Below are 17,260 nucleotides of genomic sequence, written 5' to 3' on the forward strand. Positions count from 1 at the left end.
GAAAAACTTCAATTTTTGTTGTTTTTTATCTGTTTTGGAGTGATTTTATACTCTTTTTTAAAGCTCTGTATAAACCAAGAGATATTATCAAATCCGCAAGTCTGACACACTTCTGTAACATTATAATTTGTTGTTTCAAGTAATAATTTTGCTTTTTCAAGTCTTTTTTTATTTTGCCATTTTTTTGGAGTTATTCCAAAAGTATCTTTAAATTTATTTCTAAAAGCCAAATCTGTAATTTGAAACTCTTTTGCAAATAAAAGTATATTTTTATCTATCTCAAACTCTTTTTCAATTTTTGTTTTAAAATAATTATTTTCATAAATAGAAGATAAAAAACATTTAAACTCTTCTTTTGTATCTGATTCTAAAATATTTAAAAAAGCCTCTTCTAACTTTAGTTTTATGATAAATTCTTGATTTATACTTGCTGTTTGCAGATATTCTAAAACTGAAGACTGAAAAATATCAAACTTTGATGTTTTTTTTATTTTTAAAATATTTTTATCAAATATATCTTTTTTATCAAAATTTAAATTATACTTTTTTATAAAGTCTAAAAGTAAAACATCATCATACATAAATAATATTGATTCATAATAACCATCTAAAATTTCACTCATTACATAATTTCCACTTTTCAAAAAAAGTACATCTTGTGAATCTACAACGATTTTTTCATCTTTAAAATTGAGTATTTTTGAACCTTTTATCACAAATATAAGCATATTTGTTGAAGTAAAAACTTCATTTTTATATTGTTCTTCATATTGGATATATTGACAAATTGATAAATTTTCTAACTTGTTTAATTTATAATTCTTTTCTAAAAAATTAGGTAATACAACTTTCATTTAACTCTTTACTTTTATCTTTAAAATAGAATCTAGAGCTCATTTATCACCCTATTTCTACCAGTTTCTTTTGCAAGATAGAGCATTTTATCAGCTTTTTTATAAATATCATCAATATCTATAATATTTTTTGAATAATCACTAAATAAGCCCATTGATACAGTTATATATTTACTAACAATGCTACTTTTATGTTCTATTTTTAGATTTTCAATATTTTCTAGAATCATTTTTGCAAATTGAAAAGCCTTTTCTTGATTTTTTGACTTAAATAATATTCCAAACTCTTCACCACCTAATCTAAAACAATAATCATCAGATCTTGAACTATAATCTTTTAAAGCTGTTGCAACTTTTTTCAAAACATTATCACCCATCAAATGTCCATAAGTATCATTATATTGTTTAAAGTAATCAACATCTATTATTAAAAAAGAAATAAAATGATTTTCTCGTTTTGCACTATTTATAAATTTTTGAGAAAAATCATTAAAGTATCGTTGATTATAAAGATTAGTTAATCCATCTGTAATTGATATTTCTTCAATAATTTTTTTATCTGTAATATCTTGTTTTATAGATATATAGCCAATTTTATTATTAAATTCATCAAATTTTGGAGTTATTTTTATATGTATCCAATAATCTGTTCCATCTTTTGCTCTATCTTTTATCTCTCCTTCCCATATCTTATTTGAACTTATTGTTTTCCATAACTCTTTATAAACTTCACTACTCATATCTGGATGTCTTACAATATTTTGATTTTTACCTATCAATTCCTCTCTTGAATATTTACTAATACGACAAAAAGCATTTGAAACATCAGTTATGTATCCTCTTAAATCGGTTGAAGAAGAGATAATATTTTCATCAATTAACTCATTGAAACTTTTTAGTCTTTTTTCAATTTCTTCTCTTTTTCTTATCTCTTTTGTAAGTTTTAAATTTGCATTTATAAAAATAAATAGAATTATTCCAAATAAAAAAATTGTTCCTAAAACCCATAAAACAATCTGTTTATAATCCATCTTTTCTTCAACTTTAATTGAAGTATATTTATTAATAATTATTTGTTTATCTTCACTAGAGACACTATTTATTACTTTATTAAAAATATTAGTTAATAAAGGTTCATTATATCTTGTTCCAATAGATAAATCTAAGGTTTCATCAAATTTTCCACTAATTTTTAGTTGTGTTACATATTTATTTTGTATCATATAAGCAACTGTAGTCAAAGTATCTATAAAACCGTATAACTCTTTTGATTTAACTCTATTTAATCCATCTTCTATATCTTTTACTTCAACAATATTAAGATTTGGATATTTCTCTTTTAAAATCTCAATAAAAGCATAATCCTTTACAATTCCAACTTTTTTATTTTCAATATCCAAAATACTAGAGATAAAAATCTCATCATTTCTAGTTACAACAACTAAAGGTGATTGTAAATAAGGTTTTGTAAAATTTAAAAATTTTTTACGTTTTTCAGAGACAATAAGTAAAGATAAAAAATCACATTTTTTATTTTCAATAAAAGATAAAGACTCACTCCAATTTGTTGTTGGTACAAATTTAAAAGGAATGCTCAACTCTTCTTGAAAAATTTTAAAATAATCTGCTGTAATTCCAATATGTTTTGATTCAATATTTTTTTCAAAAGGCATCCAATTTGGGTCAATACAATAAGTAATCTCTTTTTTATTTTTTATAAAATTCAACTCTTCTTTTGTTAAATTAAGATGATTTTCAAACTCATCAAAAATAAAATCTTTTACATTTAAGTTTTTATTATCTAATCCATAATCTTTATATAAATCAGAGATATATTTAAAACGTCCTTTATCAAGCGTACCTAAAGGAACATTTTTTATATCAATCATTTTTTGAATAACATCTGCTTCAAACATAAGATGCTCAATAGATTTTTTAGCACTATATTTATTATAAATTAGTTGAACTATTTCTTCTTTATGATTTAGGGCATATTCCCAACCTTTTAATGTTGCTCTTTTGAACTTTTCAACTCTTAAAGGATGATTTATAGCTTCTTCTTTATTTGTAAATAGCATATCTCCATAAAAATCAAATCCATAAAAAATAGGATCTATGACATTTATATCTATATCTTTTTCTTTGAAATAAAAAGGTTCATTACTTAAATATGCAGAAGTTAAATCTATCTGTTTTGTTATTAATTTTAAATAATCATCACTCTTTCTTTCTGGTAAAAAGTTTGGTTTAATTCCTAATTTTTTTAACATTGCTAATATTGTAAAACTATCTGTGCTATTTGCATAAATTGAAATATTTTTATTATTTAAATCATAAGGAGAATCTATTCCACTATTTTTCAATGAAATTAGTACATTTGCAGAGTGTTGAAAAATAGGAGCAACTATAACAACTGGTTCATTTGTAATCTTATACAAGAATAAAGCAGAATCTGCAACTCCATATTGAGATTCACCTTTTATTACTTGTTCTATATTATTAAATTTTAAATCTCTTTCTTTTATCTCAACATCTAAACCAACTTCATCATAAAAACCTTTTTCTTTTGCAGCATAATATCCAGCAAATTGAAATTGATGAAACCATTTTAGTTGTAAAGTTACTTTTTCTTGAGAATAAACAAATGTAAATAATAAAATTATTAATAATATTTTAGATTTAAAAACATTTTTAATTATTCCCATATTTTAAACCTTTATAGATAAAATTTTAAATCTTTATTAAATTATTATATCTAAAGGTTTAAATAATAAGTAATTATTTTGTTTAATAAATAAACTGATTTAATCTAACAATTTATAAATCTCTTTTATTTCTATATCTAACAATTCAAACTCACCAATTTTCAAATCTTCAATCATATGTTCTGTAGACGTTGTACCATTTAAAGGCGTTATATTTATATGATTTAAAAATCTATAAAAAATCTCAGCAACACCTCGTTGATATTTTTGTGATAAAGTTTGTAAAATCGCACTTGTCAAAATATCTGGATTTGCAGTTAAAGACCAAAAACTCTCGTATTTTATACCATTTTGATTACAAAAAGCTCTTATTTCTTTATCATATCCACTTTGAGCATAAAATCGATTTTGTACGATTGATGGTTTTATTCTTGCATTGTTATAAATGTAAACTAAAACATCTAAATCATAACAATTACTAATTCCTAATTGCCCTACTTCACCAGCATCAAAAAACTCTTCCATTTTTTGCCAGACTTTTTGAAGTTTACTTCCAGGATAAACCGGTGAATGTAAAATATAAGCATCTATAAAATTTGTCTTTAGATTTTTTTTAGAAGTTTCAAAAGATTTTTCCACTTGAATTTCTATTTCATCACTCTCTAAATAAGGCATATTATTTTTATCTTGCCCATCAATTGGTGTAAATTTTGTTTGAATAAATAAATCTTCTCTTTTTACAATTTTATTATCATAAGCTTTTTGTAAACCAAAGCCAACTAAATCTTCTCGATAATGTCTTGGTTGACAAGCTGTATCAACAGCTCTAAATCCCTGTTTTAAAGCTTCAAAAACTAAAGCAGTTGTGTTTTCTTTTTTCCAAGCTGTTCCATAAATCATATTTGGTATTTTCATAATATTTTCTCACTTCTGTTTTAATAGAATCATTGTAGCAAATGTTGATATGATAATCCCTATAAAAACATTAAAATTAATAGTCTGTTTTTCTATTATAAAAGATAAAATAGCAACCATTGCAGGACTTAGATATACATAAGCCATCAGTTTTTTTGGACCTAAAATAATAGAACTTTTTTGATATAAATATAGAGTTACAATTGTTGTTCCAATAACTAAATAAGCCATCCAATAAAACAAATCACCTTTTATTTTTTCCCATCCAAAAGGTATATTTAAAACCTGCATAGTAAGAAACATCCAAAAACATCCACCAATTAGTGTTGTAAAAACTAACACTAAAAGAATATCTCCTTTTTTATGTAGAAGTTTCAAAAATATCGAATACAAAGCCATAGAAGTTGAAGCAAGTAAAAATATAATATCTCCTTCATTTAAAGAAAAACCTAAAAACAATTCAAAATCTGCTTTGAATACAACTATACAAGTACCTACAATTCCTATAAAATATATAAAAAGTTGTTTTAAATTCATTTTTTCTTTAAAAAAGAATATACATAAAATCGCGGTCATTAAAGGAACTAAGGTATATAAAGTTCCTGTATTTAAAGCTGTTGTTGTCTCCAAAGCTTTGAACATTCCAATAAAATATAAAGAATAAAATAATCCTATAATCATAGCTCTTGGAAAAGTTGAAATAATCTTTTTTCTATACTCTTTTTTTATCAAAACAATTGGAGCTAAAATAATAGCTGCTAAAACAAATCTATATAAAGTCAAAGAAATAGAATCAATAACGCCTGAAAGTTTAGCAGATGCAATAAAAGATCCAGCTATTAAAAATGTTGCAAATAACACATATAAATGTGCTTTTAATTTCTCTTCCAAAAAAAATCCTTTTAAAATAAATTCTTATAATATTAATGAAATATACAATTAAAGTCATTTACATATGTTGATTTTTAGAAGATTACTGTATATTTATTAACTTATTACCTAAAAAAGTATAAAATTTATACAAGAAAGCAAGGACGACCTTGCCACTTCATTTCATAGAGGACGGCCTCAAATTATAAAAAAGGAATTTTTATGAGTTGGGTCACACTTGTTATTGCTGGAATTTTTGAAATATTTTGGGCAATTGGTCTTAAATATACAGATGGTTTTTCAAAATTAATCCCAAGTTTATTTACAATATTTGCAATGCTGATTAGTATTTGGTTATTAAGTATTTCTTTAAAAACTCTTCCTTTAGGAACTGCTTATGCTGTTTGGGTAGGAATAGGAACTGTTGGAACTGTAATAGCTGGAATAATTTTATTTAATGATTCTGTAAATATTATAAAAATTATAAGTATTTTACTTATTATATTAGGTATTATCGGACTTAAATTTACAACTTCTTAAAATATAAAAGTATTTCTTTTGAAATACTTTTATATTTACATAGATAAATCTTTTATATATTTTATATAATTATTTGCAATTAATTTTAGTTTTTCATTATCCAAAACAAATGTTTCATAAGTTATAAAAGGTTTTTGATAAATCATATTTATATAACTTGCAACTGCTTCAAAAGAATTTAAAATCTCTTCTACTGTAAATTTATTACTTCCTTCTGAACTAAACTCTTTAAGACTTGCTCCTGTACTTACAACAATAATTAAAATTTTTCCTTTTAGTTTATAGTTTTCTCCATAAGCAAAATTATAAGTTAAAGTTACATCTAACCACTCTTTTAAAAGTGCTGGTGAACTTAACCAATACATAGGAAATTGAAATATAATAATATCATTTTCTAAAAGTAGCTTTTGTTCTTTTTCTACATCAATTTTAAAATCTGGGTATTTTTCATATAAATTATTTAGAGTTACATTTTCTTCATTTGCAACAGTTTGAGCCAATATCTTATTTACTTTTGAATTTTTTATATTTGGATGAACCAAATTTACCAAAACTTTTTTCATACTATTCCTTTAAAAAATTTATCAGAATACTAATAAAAAAAGATATTTAAGTCATTTACATATGTTGATTAGAAAGCTTTATTTATTCAACTTTTTTCTAATTCTGCTCAACTGAGTTGGAGTTATACCTAAATGATTTGCAATATGATGTAAAGCGATTCTATTTTCTATATTTGGATTATTTCTTACAAAATTTTCATATCTAGTTGTTGCATCATCAAGGATTAAAGATATTTCATTTTTTTCTTTTACTATTACCCAATTTTTTTCTAAATAATTTATATAAAAAGTTTTAAATTCATTATATTTATCTATCAACTCTTTGTATTTATCAAAATCTATAAAAATAAGTGTGCAATCTTCCAAAGCATCAATATTTAAATATGAATCTTCTTTTGTAAGAAGTGATACTTTTGAAGCTGAAAAGTAGTTTTCACTAAAAAGATTTTTTGTATAAATTTCACCATTTTCACCTAAATAATAAGTTCGTAAAATTCCTTTACAGATAAAATAGATATATTTTGCTTTGGAATAATTATCAAGTAAAACTTCTCCTTTTTTTATCTTTTTTAAAAAAGTAATATTTTTTAATCTTTCAAAATTTTCATCATCAAAATCAAAATATTTTTTACAACTTTCTCTTAGTTGATTATAATAACTTTCTATCAATTTATTCTCCACTAAACAAAAGAATTTGCATTTAAAACTCGTTGTTTATTTAATTTTGGTAATTCACCATTCATATCTATAAAAGCATTAATAAAATGCATTTCAAACTCTTTATAATCCAAAGTTTTGATTATCCTAAAATATACATCTTCATTTTTTTCCAAAAAATTCCTAATTTGCTCTGTATGCGCATATTCAGAAGTATAAGTCCACAATCTCTTTTTTATATTTTTTGATGAACCTATATATAAAATACTATTTTTTGAAAAAGGATATTTATTTATTTTATTAGAAGATAACTCATAAATTCCTTTTACATTATTTTCTAAATGTGAAATATTTAATTTATCTAATTTTTTTTTATCACAATAAAAATTTTCATGATATAAATAAAAATTAAAAGATTTCTTTTTTTGTATTTTAGGAATTAAAAATTTATTTCTAATATCACAAACTGTTCTTCTTGATATTTTTATACCATATTTTTCAAATAAAATTTCAGATAATTGAGAATCTCCTTTTAATAAACTTATATCAGAATTTATCAACTCCTTTATATATAAAGAGTACAAAAATCTTTTTGGAGGTATTAAATAAGTCAATTTATATATATTATTTCCACATAAATATAAAACATTGTTCAAAATTTTTGACAAAATTGAAAGATCAATATAAGAATTATATTTTTCATAATATTTAACAATAAATGTTTTTCTATCAAAGATATTTATATCTTGATAATAATTTGTATTCAAAAATTGTTTTTGTAGTGAAAACAAAAGAGAAACTACATTAAATATAGTTTCATTTTTAATATTTACATTTAAAAGTTTTAAATGATTATCATTTTCTAATTTCTCTTTATATTCAAATTTCAATAAAAAGAGTTTAAAAAAATATACTGTATCTTTTTTATATTTTAGATAAGAATTTTTTATTTCATTTGAAAAATAATTTTTTGATAAATATCTTATTGTGATTTTTTTCTCTTTGCAAGCTTTTTTGAACCACTCTGTACATAAAATATTTTTTTTTAAATGATTAAAATAATTCTTAAAACTCATATTATAAAGTTTATTAATAAGTAAATAAAACGGGATTTTTTTCATTTTGTATTCTAACATAATGGCTTAAAAATTAAATATAAATAAAATGGAGGATTAATAGAAAGATAAGATAAGATAAGATAATAACTTTTTAATTGGAAAAAATAATTTTATCTAAAAAATTAAAAGGAAATTCTTTTATTATTTAATAATTATAAATAAATTTAAAGGAGAGATAAAATATGTTTAGTAATAGAAAAAATGAAAACAGAGTTTTATTTTTTATAAAATATGCACCTCTTGTTATAATACTTATGTTTAATTTTTTTATTTCATTTTTTTTGTACTTTAACCATAATGAATTATTTGACTATTACTATAAAGAATTGATTTTTTTCTCCATTTTTATCTTTTTTGTATCTTTATATAGTTCATTTTTCATAACTAACTTTTTAGAAAAATCTCTTTTAAAATATGTCAATGCTTTAATAGAAGAAAAAGAGAAAAATAAAAAAAAAGATTTTTTACTTTTTCAACAATCAAAATTATCAACAATTGGTGAATTATTAGGAAATATTGTTCATCAATGGAGACAACCTTTAAATGTTATAACCATAACAGCAAGTGGCATAAAAATGCAAAAAGAATTAGGAATTATTGATAATAAAAAAGAGATTGAATTACTTGAAAAAATTATGAATAATATAAATTATTTATGTCAAACTGTAGATGATTTTAGAGATTTTTATACACCTCATACACCTAAAAGTAATTTTTTGATTAGTAATTGTATTGATAAATGCTTAAAAATTATTAATTCTCAATTTTCAAATAACGGCATATCTATAAAAAAAGAGATTGAGGATTTTAAAATATTTGGTTTTGAAAATCAACTTATGCAAATTCTTATTAATTTATTTAATAATTCGATTGACAAATTTGAAGAAAGTGATATAAAAAACAGAATTATCAAAATAAAAACCTCTCAAACTAACTCCAATTTTTCTATATCAATTATAGATAATGCGGGAGGAATAAATGAAAAAATTTTAACTAAAATTTTTGAACCTTACTTCACAACAAAAGGAGATAAAAAAGGAACAGGAATTGGTTTATATATGTCTTTACAAATTATACAAAAAAGTTTCAATGGTATTATTTTGGCAAAAAATACACAATTTGAATACTTAAATAAAAATTATTTAGGTGCACTTTTTGAAATAGAACTACCAAAAACTCTAAATAGTGAATAAAAATAAAATTATTTTTATTCCATTCCAATTCTTAGAAATCCTGTAAATGCGGCATTATCAAAACTCACAGATTTATCTACATTTTTTTTCATCTCATTTAATACTTTTTTATAAGCATCATAAAATTCAAAACTAGGAGTTGGTTTATAAACTAAATCTTTTATTTCAAAATATTTAAGTACATTTTTTGTAGTTGTAGGTTTTATAAAATACTCAACTTGTCTATCGTTATAATATAAAACAACAGAGATTATCGTCCATTTTGCAAGATTATATTGAGCTAAAAACTCAACTAATCCCTCAAAACCATTTTTTTGATTTCCATGTAATAATTCATACAATTCTATACTTAACATATCTTTTTCATAAGAAGTTAAATTTGCTAACATATCTCTAAATTTTAGTTTATCAAACAATGAAACTAAAACAGATTTTTGAATAATTTTGAAAAAAGCATCAACAACCAAATTTGGGTTTGAAAAATTCTCTTTTTTTAGATTTTCTTTTGTAAACTCTTCAAGTTTTGATGGATTAAACTTCTTCATAGTTGGAAAAAATTTTGCATCTTCAAAACCTGTTGGATAAAAAGTTAAAAACTCAGCTTCCATATCTTTTAGTTTTTCTAAATTCATATTAACTCTTTTTAAATGACATTATATAAGAAGATAAAATATCTATCACATCTACGTAATCTTGTATATTTTGAGTAGCTTTTGCAGATAAAATAGCACCTTCAATAGTTGAAGCTATATAAAGAGCTAATTTTGTTGTATCACACTCTTTCATCTCATTTTTTTGTATTGCAATATTCAAAATATCTTTTATATTTTTTCTAAATGTTTGATATATCTCTTCCATCAAAACTTTGAAATCTTCATCAATATTTGACATCTCTTGTACAACATTTGCAATAGGACAACCTTTGTTAAAATCTCTTTTTGTTGTATCTTTTAAACCATCTATAAAAGCTTCTAAGTAACCTGATTCTAAAGTAAGTATCAAAGAATATCTTTGAACAAATCTTTCATAAATTTTTTCTTTTATACAAACCAATGCCATATCTTTTTTATTTTCAAAAAAATGATACATTGAGCCTTTGTGTACTTTTGCATTTTTTAAGATAGTGGTAAGTGATGCACCTTGATAACCTTTTGAGTAAATTTCATCAAAGGCTGAATCTATTAAATTTTTTCTTGTATTATTTTCCATTTGAAATTATAACATTTTTTACTTGACAAACTGGTCAAGTTTTATTAAAATTAGACTTGACCAACTTGTTAACAAAAATAAAGGAAATAAAATGCCAATTATAAAAACATATGAAACAAATGAAGCAACCGGTGAATTACTAGAAATTTATAATGAAATTATCAAAGTAAGAGGAAGTGTTGGAAATAATGCCAAACTATTTAGTTCAAGTCCAGAGCTGTTAAAACAACAATTAGATTTTATAAAATATTACGCAACTCACCCTACTTTATCAATGCCATTACTTGCTAGTATTAGAATTTGTGTATCAAGCAAAGAAGAGTGTAATTTTTGTATCGATTTTAATACAGCAATGTTAGTAAATTACGCAAAATGGACTCTTGAAGAAGTACAATCTATGAAAAAAGATTTAGATAGTTCAAAATTAACTCAAAAAGAAAATGCTCTTTTAAAATTTGTAATCAACTCTATGAAAAATCCTCACAAAGTAAATGAAAATGATATGAATGATTTAAGAAAGTTAGATTGGCAAGACAAAGATATAATAGATGCTCTAAATCACGGAGCAAGAATGTTAGCAACAGATATTTTATTTAACGCCTTTAAAATTGATAATTATAAGGCTTAAGATTTCTAAGAAGTTTTAAAACTCAAAACTTCTTAGTTGATTAAATTAAGATTTTTTAACAAACTCTTGTTTTAATTTAATAGCTCCAACACCTGTAACTTTACAGTCGATATTGTGACCATCATTTCCCTCAACAAGTCTAATACCTTTGATTTTAGTACCAACTTTTATACCTGAAGAACTTCCTTTAACTTTTAAATCTTTTATAACAGTTACATCATCTCCCTCTTGTAAAATAGTACCATTTGCATCTTTTACAACTAATGTATCACCATCACTACTCTCTACAGATGAATCCTGAGACCACTCATGTGCACACTCAGGACAGATATATAAATCTCCATCTTCGTAAGTATATTCACTTCCACATTTTGGACAGTTTGGTAATTGACTCATTATTTTCCTTTAAACATTAAATGCCATATTATACAATAATAATGCTTTCTTATAATTTTAATAGTTTTTTAATCAAAAAATCACAACAGGTTTAATCAAATCTTTTGGCTTATCTTTCATTAAAAGTAAACCTTCTTCTATATGTTCCATACCATTAAATTTATGAGTAATAAGTTTTTTAGGACTTATTCTATTTGTTTGTATTAAAGAAGCTAATTTTTCCATTCTCAGTCTTCCTCCTGGCATCAAACCACCAACTATTGTTTTATGAGCCATTCCATTTCCCCACTCAACTCTTGGAATTTGAATAAAATCACCACTACCTAAATAATTTACATTTCCTATTCTTCCACCAGGTTTTACTATTTTAACAGCTTGAACAAAAGTATCAGAATTTCCACCAGCAATGACAACTTTATCAACACCTTTTCCTTGTGTTTTTTCCATTATTTGCTCTACTATATCACCTTCACGGTAATTAATAATATCAGTTGCTCCAAACTCTTTAGCTATTTCAACACATTTTGGTCTTGAACCAACTGCAAATAATTTTGAAGCACCTCTCAAAGCTGCTCCTGCAACTGCCATCAATCCAACTGGTCCAATTCCTATAACACAAACACTATCTCCAAACTGAACATCAGCAAGTTCTACACCATGAAAACCTGTAGGTACCATATCACATAACATTACAGCTTCTATTGGATCAACACCTTCTGGAATTAGTGCTAAATTTCCATCTGCATCATTTACATGAAAATATTCTGCAAATACTCCATCTTTGAAGTTTGAAAATTTCCAACCAGCAAGCATACCACCTGAGTGCATAGAATAACCTCTTTGAGCTTCTAAACTATTCCAATCAGGAGTAATTGCTGGAACAACAACTTTATCACCAACTTTAAAATCTTTTACAAGTGAACCAACTTCTACTACTTCACCAACAGCTTCATGCCCTAAAATCATATTATGTCTATCACCTAAAGCACCAGCCCAAACAGTATGAACATCAGAAGAACAAGGTGAAACAGCAATAGGTTTTACTATTGCATCCATTACACCACACGTTGGTCTTTCTTTTTCTATCCATCCTATTTGCCCTATTTTTAACATTGCAAAACCTTTCATAATGGTTCTCCTCTTATAAGTAAAAATTATTATTTTAGTAATGTATCAAAACTATTATTAGTTTTTAGTTATTTATTACAAAAAAAATTATTTTTACCTATTTTTGCAATATTAAAGTGCTGATGCCATATTTAAATAATGATGTGCCATATATGAACTTCTTGCATATGGACTAGCTTTTACAAATTCAAATCCTAAATCATATGCCAATTTCTCATATCTTAAGAATTGCTCAGGTTTTACATATTCAATAACTTTTTCAAAATCTCCACTTGGTGCAAGATATTGACCTATACTTAAAAACTTACAACCAACAGCTAATAAATCTTTAAATACTTGTACCATCTCCTCTTCTGTTTCACCAAGTCCTACCATCAAAGCACTTTTTGTTTGTACTTTATCTCCACCAAGTTCTTTTAGTTTTTTTAATACTTCTAAACTTCTTTCATAAGTACCATTTCTTCTAATTCTATATAAACTAGGAACTGTTTCTACATTATGTCCAATAATAGTAGCACCTGAAGCTATAACTCTTTTAAGACTTTCAACTTTACCTTTAAAATCAGGAATTAATATCTCAACTTTTGTATCAGGAGATTTTTCTATAATATCTTGTGTTACTCTAAAAAACTGTTCTGCTCCACCATCAGGCAAATCATCTCTTGCGGGACTTGTAATGACTACAAATTTAAGTCCAAGTCTTAAAACTGATGTTGTAACTTTTTGTATCTCACTTAAATCAACTTCTGTTGGTTTTCCTGTTGTTACATTACAATATGTACATCTTCTAGTACAAATATTTCCTAAAATTAAAAATGTTGCATTTTTATTTGCAAAACATTCACTAATATTTGGACATTTTGCTTCTTGACAAATAGTATGAAGTCCACCAACATCTTTTAGTAAATTTTCCATTTCTACTTGTGTATGTGGAGTTAGTTTTTTTCTTAACCACTCAGGTTTTTTAAATTTTATCTCTTTAGTCATTTTTGTACCTTACATAATTCATTATATATATTTAATTCATTTTCATTTAATTGTGATTCTAAAAGTTCAGCATTAAAAGTTCGTTTAAATGCTTCTTTTAATTTTTCTATTGCTTCATCAAAAGTCAAATTTATAGAAAAATCTTCTAGACTTGCACCAAATTTTTCATCATTTTTTATACTTATTAAAGGAATTGAACCATGTTGAAAAATCACATTTTTTGCTTTTTTTTGTGCATTTCCACCAATCTTTCTTCCATTAACAATTATATCATAAGCTTCAAATCCAACTTGACAAAAGGGACTTTTACTTAAAACTATACTTTCAATATCTTTTGCAAAAGAGGCATTTAAACCTAAACTTTTGTAAAAATCAAGTATAAATGAGCAAATCAATTCATAAGTCTCTTTTACGTTTTTATTTTCTATAAAACTTGAAGGAATTACTAAAGAATACGAAATATCATGACCATGAAATAAAACTCCACCGCCTGTAATTCTTTTTGAAAAATTATTTTCATATTCTTTTAATAAATTATCATAGTCATTTAGATTTTGTCCTACACCAAATGTAATACCTTTTTCCCACGAATAAAGCCGTAAAATAGGCATACTATCATTTTTAAAAGATTTAAATAAAGCATTATCTATATTTGTGTTACCAATTGAGTTAATATTATGTGATATAATCAATCTAAATTTTTTATTAAATATCATCTATATTTATCCTAAAATAATTTATATAAGTGTATTATAATTTAAAGTTTATTAAAATTAGAAATTAATTATAAATTTTAAGATATTTTTTATAAAGGAGTTTTATGTCACAGTTAAATTTAGAAGATATTAATCCATTAGAAACACAAGAATGGATGGAGGCTTTAGATGCAATTATTGAAGAAGAAGGAGTAGAAAGAGCTCATTTCTTACTAGAAAAATTAATTGATAAATCTAGAAGAAGTGGAGCTCACTTACCATATAGTGCTACAACAGCTTATATAAATTCAATTTCTTTAAATGAAGAGCCAAAAATGCCAGCTAATATGGATATTGAAAGAAAAATCAGATCTATTATTAGATGGAATGCTCAAATTATGGTTCAAAGAGCATCAAAAAAAGGTTTAGAACTTGGAGGACATATAGCGTCTTTTCAATCTTCTGCTACATTATATGATGTTGGGTTTAATCACTTTTTTAAAGCACCAAATGAAAAAGATGGTGGAGATTTGATATTTTTCCAAGGACACATAAGCCCTGGTATTTATGCTAGAAGTTTTGTTGAAGGAAGAATTACTCAAGATCAAATGGATAATTTTAGACAAGAGGCGTTTAATGATGGATTATCTTCATATCCACATCCTAAATTAATGCCTTCATATTGGCAATTTCCAACTGTTTCTATGGGTCTTGGACCTTTACAAGCAATCTATCAAGCAAGATTTTTAAAATATCTTACTAATAGAGGAATAAAAGATTGTTCTGCTCAAAAAGTATATTGTTTTATGGGAGATGGTGAGTGTGATGAACCTGAATCACTTGGAGCGATTGGACTTGCTGGAAGAGAAGGTTTAGATAACTTAATCTTTGTTATAAATTGTAACTTACAAAGACTTGATGGACCAGTAAGGGGAAATGGAAAAATTATCCAAGAACTTGAAGGTGAATTTAGAGGTGCTGGATGGGAAGTTCTAAAAGTTATTTGGGGAAGTTTATGGGATCCACTTTTAGCTAAAGATAAATCAGGAAAACTTCTTGAACTTATGGAAAAAACAGTTGATGGTGAATACCAAAACTTTAAACAAAAAGGTGGAGCTTATACAAGAGAAAATTTCTTTAATAAATATCCAGAAACAGCGAAACTTGTAGAAAATATGAGTGACCATGAAATTTGGAAATTAAATAGAGGAGGACATGATCCTGTTAAAGTTTATGCTGCATTTAAAAAAGCAAATGAAACAGTAGGACGACCAACTGTAATTTTAGCTAAAACTGTAAAAGGTTATGGAATGGGAGCTGCAGCTGAGGGTATGAATATTGCTCACCAAGTAAAAAAAGTAGATACAGCTAACTTAATTCAATTTAGAGATAGATTTAATCTTCCAATATCTGATGAAGAAGTTGAATCATATTCGTATTATAGACCAGCTGAAGATTCAGCAGAATTTAAATACATGCAAGAAAGAAGATCAAATCTTGGAGGATATGTACCTCAAAGAAGAGAAAAGTTCTCTCAAAATTTACAGATTCCTGAATTAAGCGCGTTTTCTGCAATTACAGATGGTAGTGGAGATAGAGAAATTTCAACAACTATGGCATTTGTAAGAGTATTAAATGTTTTAGTTAAAGATAAAAATATTGGTAAAAAAATTGTTCCTATTGTACCTGATGAAGCTAGAACTTTTGGTATGGAAGGTATGTTTAGACAAGTTGGTATTTATTCTTCTGTTGGACAAAAATATATCCCTCAAGATAAAGACCAAGTTGCATTTTATAAAGAAGATATTAAGGGACAAGTTTTACAAGAAGGAATTAATGAACTTGGAGCTATGAGTTCATGGATTGCTGCTGCTACTTCATATTCTGTAAATGATTGTCCAATGATTCCATTTTATATTTTCTACTCAATGTTTGGATTCCAAAGAACAGCAGATTTATGTTATGCAGCAGGTGATCAAAAATCAAGAGGTTTCTTAATTGGAGGAACAAGTGGTAGAACAACTTTAAATGGTGAAGGGTTACAGCACGAAGATGGACATTCTCATATCTTAGCAAATACTATTCCAAATTGTGTTACTTATGACCCAACTTATGGGTATGAAGTTGCCGTTATTGTTCAAGATGGTATGAATAGAATGTATGGGGAAAATCAAGAAGATGTTTTCTACTATATTACAACTTTAAATGAAAACTATGTACAACCAGCTATGCCAGAAGGTGTAGAAGAAGGAATTATCAAAGGTATTTATAAAGTTAAATCTTTAGAGGCAAAAAATAACTACAAAGTTAAGTTACTTGGTTCTGGGTCAATCTTCCAAGAAGTTTTAAAAGCAGCAGATATTTTAGAAAAAGAGTATGGAATTTCAAGTGAAATTTACTCTGTAACTTCTTATAATGAACTTGCACGTGAAGCTCAAGATGTAGAGAGAAATAATTTATTAAATTTAGATAAAGAAGCACAAACTTCTTATGTAAATCAAGTTTTAGGTAATGATAGTGAAAATATTATCATTAGTGCAACTGATTACATCAAAACTTATTCAGAGCAAATTGCTCCTTTTGTAAAAGGAAGTTTCAAAGCTTTAGGTACAGATGGATTTGGTAGAAGTGATAGTAGAGCAAATTTAAGAAGTTTCTTTGAAGTTGATACAAACTTTATTGTTTATACAACATTAGCACAACTTTCAATAAATGGAAAAATTGATAAAAAAGTTGCTATAGATGCAATGAAAAAATATGAGATTGATGCAAATAAAATCAATCCAAGAAATGCATAAGGAG

17 protein-coding genes are annotated in these 17,260 nt (G+C 25.2%); 4 read left to right on the top strand and 13 right to left on the bottom strand.

What is annotated here, in order from left to right; translation table 11 throughout:
* Window positions 1-8: 8 nt before the first annotated feature.
* The 4 genes from ABLL_RS08450 to ABLL_RS08465 all read right to left on the bottom strand — a co-directional run bounded on the left by ABLL_RS08450 (window position 9) and on the right by ABLL_RS08465 (window position 5,365).
* Complete coding sequence (locus ABLL_RS08450) at window positions 9-854, bottom strand: helix-turn-helix transcriptional regulator (RefSeq protein WP_014474373.1); 846 nt, start codon at window positions 852-854, stop codon at window positions 9-11.
* A 32-nt stretch (window positions 855-886) separates the two neighbouring features.
* Window positions 887-3,559 carry a diguanylate cyclase gene (locus ABLL_RS08455; RefSeq protein WP_014474374.1) on the bottom strand — a complete coding sequence of 891 codons (2,673 nt, stop codon included), beginning with the start codon at window positions 3,557-3,559 and terminating at the stop codon, window positions 887-889.
* Between the two features lie 99 nt (window positions 3,560-3,658).
* Window positions 3,659-4,474, bottom strand: coding sequence for an aldo/keto reductase (locus ABLL_RS08460; protein ID WP_014474375.1), 816 nt, complete (start codon window positions 4,472-4,474; stop codon window positions 3,659-3,661).
* 9 nt (window positions 4,475-4,483) lie between these two features.
* Window positions 4,484-5,365 (bottom strand): DMT family transporter, encoded by an 882-nt coding sequence (locus tag ABLL_RS08465; RefSeq protein ID WP_014474376.1) that lies wholly within the window; start codon window positions 5,363-5,365, stop codon window positions 4,484-4,486.
* Between the two features lie 201 nt (window positions 5,366-5,566).
* On the opposite strand from ABLL_RS08465, the gene sugE reads away from it, so the two are divergent.
* Complete coding sequence (gene sugE / locus ABLL_RS08470; RefSeq protein WP_014474377.1) at window positions 5,567-5,884, top strand: quaternary ammonium compound efflux SMR transporter SugE; 318 nt, start codon at window positions 5,567-5,569, stop codon at window positions 5,882-5,884.
* Between the two features lie 35 nt (window positions 5,885-5,919).
* On the opposite strand, the gene ABLL_RS08475 is transcribed toward sugE, so the two are convergent.
* From ABLL_RS08475 to ABLL_RS08485, 3 genes are all read right to left on the bottom strand, one after another.
* A complete protein-coding gene (locus ABLL_RS08475; protein ID WP_014474378.1) occupies window positions 5,920-6,447 on the bottom strand; it encodes an NAD(P)H-dependent oxidoreductase in 528 nt (175 codons plus the stop codon).
* Between the two features lie 78 nt (window positions 6,448-6,525).
* Entirely contained in the window at window positions 6,526-7,116 is a 591-nt protein-coding gene (locus ABLL_RS08480) for a Crp/Fnr family transcriptional regulator (RefSeq protein WP_014474379.1), read from the bottom strand.
* Window positions 7,117-7,127: 11 nt separating this feature from the next.
* The gene (locus tag ABLL_RS08485; RefSeq protein ID WP_173363177.1) at window positions 7,128-8,180 is read right to left on the bottom strand and encodes a GIY-YIG nuclease family protein; all 1,053 of its coding nucleotides are present in this window, start codon (window positions 8,178-8,180) and stop codon (window positions 7,128-7,130) included.
* A gap of 224 nt (window positions 8,181-8,404) precedes the next feature.
* Here ABLL_RS08485 and ABLL_RS08490 point away from each other — a divergent pair, with 224 nt between their 5' ends.
* Window positions 8,405-9,415, top strand: a complete 1,011-nt coding sequence (locus ABLL_RS08490) for a sensor histidine kinase (protein WP_014474381.1) — start codon at window positions 8,405-8,407, stop codon at window positions 9,413-9,415.
* A 14-nt stretch (window positions 9,416-9,429) separates the two neighbouring features.
* On the opposite strand, the gene ABLL_RS08495 is transcribed toward ABLL_RS08490, so the two are convergent.
* Window positions 9,430-10,047, bottom strand: a complete 618-nt coding sequence (locus ABLL_RS08495) for a hypothetical protein (RefSeq protein WP_014474382.1) — start codon at window positions 10,045-10,047, stop codon at window positions 9,430-9,432.
* Window position 10,048: 1 nt separating this feature from the next.
* Window positions 10,049-10,624: a TetR/AcrR family transcriptional regulator gene (locus tag ABLL_RS08500; protein ID WP_014474383.1), complete on the bottom strand. Its 576-nt coding sequence runs from the start codon at window positions 10,622-10,624 to the stop codon at window positions 10,049-10,051.
* 91 nt (window positions 10,625-10,715) lie between these two features.
* Between ABLL_RS08500 and ABLL_RS08505 the strand changes: the two genes are divergently transcribed.
* Window positions 10,716-11,252: a carboxymuconolactone decarboxylase family protein gene (locus tag ABLL_RS08505; RefSeq protein WP_014474384.1), complete on the top strand. Its 537-nt coding sequence runs from the start codon at window positions 10,716-10,718 to the stop codon at window positions 11,250-11,252.
* Between the two features lie 45 nt (window positions 11,253-11,297).
* Here the strand turns inward: ABLL_RS08505 and ABLL_RS08510 are convergent, their stop codons facing one another.
* The 4 genes from ABLL_RS08510 to ABLL_RS08525 form a co-directional block, all read right to left on the bottom strand.
* Entirely contained in the window at window positions 11,298-11,648 is a 351-nt protein-coding gene (locus ABLL_RS08510; RefSeq protein ID WP_014474385.1) for a zinc ribbon domain-containing protein YjdM, read from the bottom strand.
* 72 nt (window positions 11,649-11,720) lie between these two features.
* Entirely contained in the window at window positions 11,721-12,776 is a 1,056-nt protein-coding gene (locus ABLL_RS08515) for an NAD(P)-dependent alcohol dehydrogenase (RefSeq protein ID WP_014474386.1), read from the bottom strand.
* Between the two features lie 111 nt (window positions 12,777-12,887).
* Entirely contained in the window at window positions 12,888-13,763 is an 876-nt protein-coding gene (gene lipA / locus ABLL_RS08520) for a lipoyl synthase (RefSeq protein WP_014474387.1), read from the bottom strand.
* Window positions 13,760-14,479, bottom strand: coding sequence for a lipoate--protein ligase family protein (locus tag ABLL_RS08525; RefSeq protein WP_014474388.1), 720 nt, complete (start codon window positions 14,477-14,479; stop codon window positions 13,760-13,762). Before ABLL_RS08525 ends, lipA begins: the two co-directional genes overlap by 4 nt.
* Before the next feature lie 104 nt (window positions 14,480-14,583).
* Between ABLL_RS08525 and aceE the strand changes: the two genes are divergently transcribed.
* A complete protein-coding gene (gene aceE / locus ABLL_RS08530) occupies window positions 14,584-17,256 on the top strand; it encodes a pyruvate dehydrogenase (acetyl-transferring), homodimeric type (RefSeq protein ID WP_014474389.1) in 2,673 nt (890 codons plus the stop codon).
* Window positions 17,257-17,260: the final 4 nt, after the last annotated feature.

Source organism: Arcobacter sp. L (assembly GCF_000284235.1).
In the GTDB taxonomy this organism is placed as follows: Bacteria; Campylobacterota; Campylobacteria; order Campylobacterales; family Arcobacteraceae; genus Aliarcobacter; species Aliarcobacter defluvii.

Coding starts and splice junctions, on each gene's coding strand:
- ABLL_RS08450 (WP_014474373.1), bottom strand. CDS start 854: ATGAAAGTTGTATTACCTAATTTTTTAGAAAAGAATTATAAATTAAAC.
- ABLL_RS08455 (WP_014474374.1), bottom strand. CDS start 3,559: ATGGGAATAATTAAAAATGTTTTTAAATCTAAAATATTATTAATAATT.
- ABLL_RS08460 (WP_014474375.1), bottom strand. CDS start 4,474: ATGAAAATACCAAATATGATTTATGGAACAGCTTGGAAAAAAGAAAAC.
- sugE (WP_014474377.1), top strand. CDS start 5,567: ATGAGTTGGGTCACACTTGTTATTGCTGGAATTTTTGAAATATTTTGG.
- ABLL_RS08475 (WP_014474378.1), bottom strand. CDS start 6,447: ATGAAAAAAGTTTTGGTAAATTTGGTTCATCCAAATATAAAAAATTCA.
- ABLL_RS08485 (WP_173363177.1), bottom strand. CDS start 8,180: ATGAGTTTTAAGAATTATTTTAATCATTTAAAAAAAAATATTTTATGT.
- ABLL_RS08490 (WP_014474381.1), top strand. CDS start 8,405: ATGTTTAGTAATAGAAAAAATGAAAACAGAGTTTTATTTTTTATAAAA.
- ABLL_RS08495 (WP_014474382.1), bottom strand. CDS start 10,047: ATGAATTTAGAAAAACTAAAAGATATGGAAGCTGAGTTTTTAACTTTT.
- ABLL_RS08500 (WP_014474383.1), bottom strand. CDS start 10,624: ATGGAAAATAATACAAGAAAAAATTTAATAGATTCAGCCTTTGATGAA.
- ABLL_RS08505 (WP_014474384.1), top strand. CDS start 10,716: ATGCCAATTATAAAAACATATGAAACAAATGAAGCAACCGGTGAATTA.
- ABLL_RS08510 (WP_014474385.1), bottom strand. CDS start 11,648: ATGAGTCAATTACCAAACTGTCCAAAATGTGGAAGTGAATATACTTAC.
- ABLL_RS08515 (WP_014474386.1), bottom strand. CDS start 12,776: ATGAAAGGTTTTGCAATGTTAAAAATAGGGCAAATAGGATGGATAGAA.
- lipA (WP_014474387.1), bottom strand. CDS start 13,763: ATGACTAAAGAGATAAAATTTAAAAAACCTGAGTGGTTAAGAAAAAAA.
- ABLL_RS08525 (WP_014474388.1), bottom strand. CDS start 14,479: ATGATATTTAATAAAAAATTTAGATTGATTATATCACATAATATTAAC.
- aceE (WP_014474389.1), top strand. CDS start 14,584: ATGTCACAGTTAAATTTAGAAGATATTAATCCATTAGAAACACAAGAA.